We start from the raw sequence: 6,000 nt of genomic DNA, 5'->3' as shown, positions 1-6,000 counted from the left end.
GTATAGCCAATACCTGCTACGGTTAAAATTCCAAATAGATAATAGCAAAACACAAATACAGCAGCAATATGAAGAAGGCTTTGCTCTCTTCCCGATTTTCTAAGATATAAAAAATACAATATGAGAATTGGAACTATAAACACATACCCGCTAATCGAACGGATAATAATGTCAGAAATTGGTAGCATTTTTTTCACTCCTTTACTTGCTATCAAAAATTGTTTTCAAGTATATTATACATAATCGTGAGCCAAAATTAAAGTCGCATATTATTAAGTTTTTCTTCAATTTACCTGAATACCTGTGCTTGTATCTACATTATTTTAGCCTGTCGGCGGCGTTGTTCTCTCTGGCGTACCGCCGCGCTGCTTCCCGGCGTTCCTCGCTGTATGGGGCGGTCAGACGGAAAGAGAAACGCCCCTTTGCAATATCAAACTCCATGCAACCTGTTTCGGGGTCTGTGTCAGTCTTGCAGCACTCGTCGGGGTACTGCTCGGCATAAGCGGCAAGCCGCTTTTTGAGGTTGGTGTTGTGGGTGCGGATATGGATAAGGAGGTCTTTCTCGTCAAACCATATATCAGTGGTCTTTTCCTGTTTGGTAAGCCCTGTTCTCATGCAAGCTCCTTTCTGCGCCCCTGTTACGCAATAGGGGCATTTTTCGGGTGTTTTCCTCGACTCTTGACTTGGGTAAAACGGCGTTTTTGACGATAAAAACCGCCCAAACGGGGAATGTATCGTCGGGGCGGCTGTTATCGCAAGATTTCTGTTTTTTCCGGCTCTTGACCGTCAGACGCAGAAAAACGCAGACTGTCGGCAAGTATCGTTTTCAGCAACTTGTCGGAGAATGTTTCTGTGCCGTTGGGATTGAAAAACAGCTCCGCAACAATGGTCTGCCCGTTCCTCTGTGTCGTGATAATTCCGTCCGGCTTGGTCGGCGGGGTGGGTGTTCCTTTCTTTTCTGTCAATAGGTTGCTCCTTTCTCCGGGCGTAAAAAAGGGACTTCCCGTAGTTCGGAAAATCCCTCTCTGATGTTGCTATTCTGTTTTATGGTGCGGACAGTGCGGCGGCAGCCTGCGCCTTTTTCTTCGCTCGATATTCCCGCGCTTTGATACGGTCATACTCCCGTTGCTTTTCAAGATTTCTCGCCCGGTATTCTCTTGAATAGTTGCGGTGGTAGGCTCGGTTCTTTTCCTTTCTTGCTTCTTCGATTTCCTCACGCATTTGCCGGATTTCCTGCTCTGTCGGCTCTGCAAGCTGTGTCAGTTCATTTTCAAATCTGCCGATATGGTTAAAATATATCCCGATATGCTGAATAGCCTGTTTTGCCCTTTTCTTGTCGCGCTCATGCACTTCAATCCGACTGATAAACTCGTTGAGGATAGTCGGGGTAAGGTCGGTAAAGTCAGCGTAACGGTCTATCAGCTTTACAAACTTCTGCGCCCGTCCTCCCGCGTTTTCAAAAGCGGATAGCTGCTCCCTAAGCTGTTCAAGCTCGGCTTTCAGTGAGTAGTATTCTTCGGAATACTTCTGCGACATCTGCTCATAGCGGTCTTGTGGGATAGTACCCAGCGCGTTGTCCTCATAAAGTTTATTCAGCACCTTGTCAATCTGTTCAAGGCGCGTCGTGATTTGCGGGATACGCTTTTGCTGTTTCTTTGTCTTGTCGGTCTGCTGCATGGCAAGGCTCTTTTTCACTAAGGCTTCAAACTCTGCCCGGTTGCTGATAGAGTATTCCGCGATTTTTTTCAGCACATCTGCGACGGTCTGCATAAGCAGATCCGCGTCCATGATGTGCGGAGAGCTGCACTTGGGATTTTTGGCTTTTCCCTTGTGGTACTCGCTGCAATAGGCAACATGGCGCTTGCCGCCGTTCCTGTAATCTATGCGAATGTGCATTTTTGCGCCGCAGTCTTTACAGAAAAGCAAGCCGGACAGAGGGTGGATTTCTCCGTCCCCGTTGGGGCGTTTGACAGGTGCGTTTTCCAAAATCCGCTGCACATTTTCAAAGTCGGTGCGGTCGATAATCGGCTCATGCACATTTTCTGTGATGTGCCACTGGCTTCTGTCTACATAGTGGTTTCTCTTATCTCGGAAATGCTTTGTAGTCTTGAAATTGACTACATCGCCGCAATACTCCTGCCGCGTGAGGATATGGGTCAGCGTGGCTTTGTTCCACTTGTAACGGTTATCCTCGTTGAGCGTCTTATTTTTACAAGTTCCTCGCCCGCGGTCTTTCATGTAGAAAGTGGGGGTTGGGATTTGCTCCTGCGTCAGATATACGGTGATTTGGTTTCGGTTTTTCCCGTCCAAAAACAGACGGAAAATAAGGCGTACAACCTCGGCGGCTTCCTCGTCGATTATCCAAAAATCCCTGTTGTCCGGGTCTTTGATATAGCCGTAAGGGGCTTCGGTGGCAACTGGCTTTCCGCTCATGCCTTTGGTCTTAATGCCCGTTTTCACTTTTTTGCTGATGTCCTTTGCGTACCACTCCGACATGATATTGATAAAGGGGGCAAACTCTAATGTGTCGGGGTTTTCGCTGTCTATGCCGTTGTTGACTGCGATAAAGCGCACATTGTTCCGTCTGAAAATCTCCATAGCGTTGCCGACTTGGAGATAGTCGCGCCCCCAGCGGGTAAGGTCTTTCATAATACACACGCCGATTTTTCCGCTTTCCACATCTTCAATCATGCGGGAGTAAGCAGAACGGTCAAAAAACCTGCCGCTTTCGTCGTCGTCAATGTAGTGCCGGATATTGGTTAGGTGCTGCCCTTTGGCGTAGTTCTCCAAAAAGATTTTTTGGTTCTGTATGCTGTTGCTCTCGCCGCCGTCCCTGTCCTCGTCGCCTACGGATAGGCGGGAATAAAGGGCTGTGATTTTATTGTAATTGCTCATGTGCATATCCCTCCTGCGTCTATAAAGGTGTTGTTTACAGTTAAGATTATGCACTCCAGCGGGCAGAGCCGTATTCCACACCTTTGCGGTATTTCTTCGCGTTCTTGCCTTTTACATAGACAATCAGCCGGATAAGCACCGCGCCGAAAATCCCTATCAGTAAATCCATAGGGGCAAGGCTCGGAAGTGGGGTTGCAAAAGCCATAGAAAAGCCCTCCCCAAGCGACAGCACCTTGCCGGATAGGTCAGCCCCCGGCGCAAGGCATACCGCCTGTCCGACTTTATCAAAGAGATACACAAAGAGCAGATAGGGAATGTTGGGAAGTAACAGCTTTTTCCAGTTGATAGCGTTCATCTTACAATCCCCCTGTCTTTGTTTTTTACTTTGTCCCGCTGTGCGTTCAGAGCCGCCGCCTTTTCTTTGAGGGAAACAATCAGCTTGCGGATAGAGGGCTTTTGTTCCTGTGTCAGCTTCTTTGCGGAAAACTCCTTGAAAGCTGCGGTCAGTGCGTCTGCGTCCCGTCCCTTGAAAAACACAAGATAGCGGGGCGGGGTTTCGGTGCTGTCTTTCTTTAGGGCAAAATCAATCCCGTATTTTTTCGCCGTACTCTCAAAGGCTTTGATATTGTCCTTTGTGATTTCAATGTTGGAAACGCCCGCGTTCTGCTTCATAAGCTGCTTTAGTGTCTGCTTTCCATGCGGGATTTTCTGTTTGTCATGCTGCTTTTTCATCTGTGCAAGCAGGGCTTTCATAGCCTTTTGGAGCTGCTGCGCGGTCAGTTTCCCGGTCTTGATGTAAAGGGCTATGGTCTTTTCGTTGGTTTCCTCCTGCAATGGATGTCCTCCTTTCGCTTTCTATGGTGGTATGCCCGCCGTCGGGAAGCGGGGCGGGCATGAAAAAAGAGCGTCCGCTTTCACGCCGCCCTGTTAAATCCGTACCCGCAGCCCGGAAAGGTCTGCCGCCCGAATACCCACAAGATACCAGTTGTCCCCGTACTCCATGCGGGTTGGCTTCCATTTGCCGCGTACAAAAACCTCCATGCAGTCGCCGCAATGCAAGCCCCCGTAATAGTCGTTTACGTCAAAGCGAATGTCGTAGCGGTCAGCGGTTTCATCAAAAATCAAAGCTCCTGTTTTCTGCGTCATAATCAAATCCTCCTTTGGGTTGGTTTACAGGCTTTCGCCCTCGTTGCAAGAATAATAGTCCGGGTCGCCAAACTGCGGCTTCTTCGGTGCCAGTGCGCCGCTTGCCATGTCGTGCGCTACAAGGGACGTATAGTAGCTGTTCATAGTGGACGGGGCATTGAAAAGCACCGCCCGCAGGTATTGTTTGATGTTGCGGATTTTGGTGGTGTTCTCGCTCATGCAGGCAAGGACAAATTCAATGTGGCTGCTGTCAAGTTTCATAAACCTTGCCTTGACAAGCCCTGCCGGATAATCGTCCCCGGCGATACGGATAGTTTTTCGTTTAGTGCAGACCGTTTCAAGTATGAGGGTCACAATCTCATTGATGAGGTCTTTATCAAGGCGGTTATCCTGCATGAGTATGTCATACTCGATATTGTCCTTGATGATTTCCTCATAAATATCAAATGCGCTCGGTTCCGTTTCCTTTCGCTTCCGTTCCGGCGGCTGTGCCGCGTCCTTTAAGGGAGAGGGATTTAGGGAACGGAAAGGAATGGAATGGGTACTTGATATATCTGCATTTAATTTTTCTTTTTTTGGTAAGTTAGTCTTTAATAGTTCTTTATTTAATTGCGTTGGATTTTCCAACGTAGGTTTTTCCAATGTTGGATTATCCAATGTTGGTTTTTCCAATGTAGGTAAATCCAACTTAGGCGGCTGCTCATAGATAACATACGTTGTACCGCGTAAGCGTCCTTTCTCATCACGTTCCCTTGAACGCTGTATATATCCGGCATTTTCCAGTTCCCGTACTGCTTCCCGGATAGCGTCAATTTTTTCCCGGTTGATAAGGGACAGTCCTGCAAGGGTGTAGTCCCAATCTTCGGGAAGTGAGAGCATTTGCGACAACAAGCCCTTTGCCTTTAGGGAAAGTTCCTTGTTGCGTAAATGGTGGTTGCTCATAACCGTATAACCTTTGTTCTTTTCCACGCGGAAAACTGCCATAGCTTCGTCACTCCTTTTCGTTGGATTTGTTACGCAGTAGAAACGCGGTTTTGAGGGAAAAGGTATCAACCCTTGTCCTTCTCATTTCCGCGCGCTAAGAGCCGCATAAATCAAGGCTTTGTTTGCCCTTACTGCGTAACATGAGGGCATAAAAAAAGCAGCGTTCCTGTTCTCCTGTGTAGGAGTGAGAAACGCCGCCTTATAGGTGGTGCTTATTTTATTTTTTCTTTTCGACGTGCCGCGTAAGGTGGTGCAGCGGTCTATCCGGCAGCCCGCAGGTGTTTTTTGCATATCAAGGCTCAATTCGTTAAAAGTAGTAAATGAGTAGTAAAATCAATCTGCAACCCTGCGAATATGCCCGTAAATCAAGCATTTTTCAAGACAATCAACTAATTTCGTTCAAATCACTCAGCTTTTTCCATGAAGAGCAGCAATTTCAAGTCATATCATGCGTTTTACCGCACAAGATACTATCAGCAAAACCCACTAAACAAAAAAACGAAATCGAAAAGGAGAGAACAATCATGACTAACACAAAAAATGGTTCTAATCAGGGTATGGTACCGGAAGCCCGCGCTGCAATGGACCGCTTTAAGATGGAAGCGGCAGCAGAGGTCGCTGTCCCTATCCCATCTTAAAAAAACTTTAAACCACTACATACCGGCTCACAACAAAAACTGCGGTAGGATCAACGTAAGCGTAAAATTCTACGATGAATACTATCAGATTCCTTCGTAATTAATCACAAAAATTATTATGGTGCTACGCAAAAAGTAATTACCTGCCTTTTATTTGCCGTATGACAAAGAGAAAATGAAAAACTGCCCTGTACACGAAACTTCGTATGCAGGGCAGTTTTTCCATCTGCACGATTTCTATTTCCAGAAGCCGTCAGCGCAAGACACGGACTTTTATTAAAATTTGGTGTTTGGCGCATCAATGATCAACTCCGAAAACCTAAAATGCAGCATAAGC

Annotated in this window: 7 protein-coding genes and 2 pseudogenes; 1 reads left to right on the top strand and 8 read right to left on the bottom strand. The window is 47.1% G+C overall.

All coding sequences use genetic code 11. The annotated features are described in order from the left end of the window. The 8 genes and pseudogenes from DBQ51_RS16915 to DBQ51_RS16280 form a co-directional block, all read right to left on the bottom strand. Positions 1-188 (bottom strand): annotated as a pseudogene (locus tag DBQ51_RS16915) (hypothetical protein); the annotation flags it as partial. Between the two features lie 130 nt (positions 189-318). Continuing rightward, the gene (locus DBQ51_RS16310; protein WP_107632103.1) at positions 319-615 is read right to left on the bottom strand and encodes a hypothetical protein; all 297 of its coding nucleotides are present in this window, start codon (positions 613-615) and stop codon (positions 319-321) included. A gap of 134 nt (positions 616-749) precedes the next feature. Further along, complete coding sequence (locus DBQ51_RS16305) at positions 750-965, bottom strand: transposon-encoded TnpW family protein (protein ID WP_107632102.1); 216 nt, start codon at positions 963-965, stop codon at positions 750-752. 79 nt (positions 966-1,044) lie between these two features. Next, entirely contained in the window at positions 1,045-2,895 is a 1,851-nt protein-coding gene (locus DBQ51_RS16300) for a recombinase family protein (protein ID WP_199855204.1), read from the bottom strand. Positions 2,896-2,950: 55 nt separating this feature from the next. Beyond that, a pseudogene (locus tag DBQ51_RS16295) lies at positions 2,951-3,250 on the bottom strand (conjugal transfer protein TraG); the annotation flags it as partial. Beyond that, positions 3,247-3,729, bottom strand: a complete 483-nt coding sequence (locus DBQ51_RS16290) for a PcfB family protein (RefSeq protein WP_044477106.1) — start codon at positions 3,727-3,729, stop codon at positions 3,247-3,249. The pseudogene DBQ51_RS16295 and the gene DBQ51_RS16290, both read right to left, overlap by 4 nt. A gap of 93 nt (positions 3,730-3,822) precedes the next feature. Continuing rightward, complete coding sequence (locus tag DBQ51_RS16285) at positions 3,823-4,041, bottom strand: DUF5348 domain-containing protein (protein WP_004611927.1); 219 nt, start codon at positions 4,039-4,041, stop codon at positions 3,823-3,825. Positions 4,042-4,065: 24 nt separating this feature from the next. Beyond that, positions 4,066-5,025, bottom strand: a complete 960-nt coding sequence (locus DBQ51_RS16280) for a DUF6017 domain-containing protein (RefSeq protein WP_107632099.1) — start codon at positions 5,023-5,025, stop codon at positions 4,066-4,068. A 524-nt stretch (positions 5,026-5,549) separates the two neighbouring features. Between DBQ51_RS16280 and DBQ51_RS16275 the strand changes: the two genes are divergently transcribed. Further along, complete coding sequence (locus tag DBQ51_RS16275) at positions 5,550-5,663, top strand: small, acid-soluble spore protein, alpha/beta type (protein ID WP_107632098.1); 114 nt, start codon at positions 5,550-5,552, stop codon at positions 5,661-5,663. The last annotated feature ends 337 nt before the right edge of the window (positions 5,664-6,000 follow it).

This window comes from Agathobaculum massiliense (assembly GCF_900291975.1).
In the GTDB taxonomy this organism is placed as follows: Bacteria; Bacillota; Clostridia; order Oscillospirales; family Butyricicoccaceae; genus Agathobaculum; species Agathobaculum ammoniilyticum.
This window is presented reverse-complemented; position numbering and strand designations above follow the sequence as displayed.

Coding starts and splice junctions, on each gene's coding strand:
- DBQ51_RS16285 (WP_004611927.1), bottom strand. CDS start 4,041: ATGACGCAGAAAACAGGAGCTTTGATTTTTGATGAAACCGCTGACCGC.
- DBQ51_RS16275 (WP_107632098.1), top strand. CDS start 5,550: ATGACTAACACAAAAAATGGTTCTAATCAGGGTATGGTACCGGAAGCC.
- DBQ51_RS16310 (WP_107632103.1), bottom strand. CDS start 615: ATGAGAACAGGGCTTACCAAACAGGAAAAGACCACTGATATATGGTTT.
- DBQ51_RS16280 (WP_107632099.1), bottom strand. CDS start 5,025: ATGGCAGTTTTCCGCGTGGAAAAGAACAAAGGTTATACGGTTATGAGC.
- DBQ51_RS16300 (WP_199855204.1), bottom strand. CDS start 2,895: ATGAGCAATTACAATAAAATCACAGCCCTTTATTCCCGCCTATCCGTA.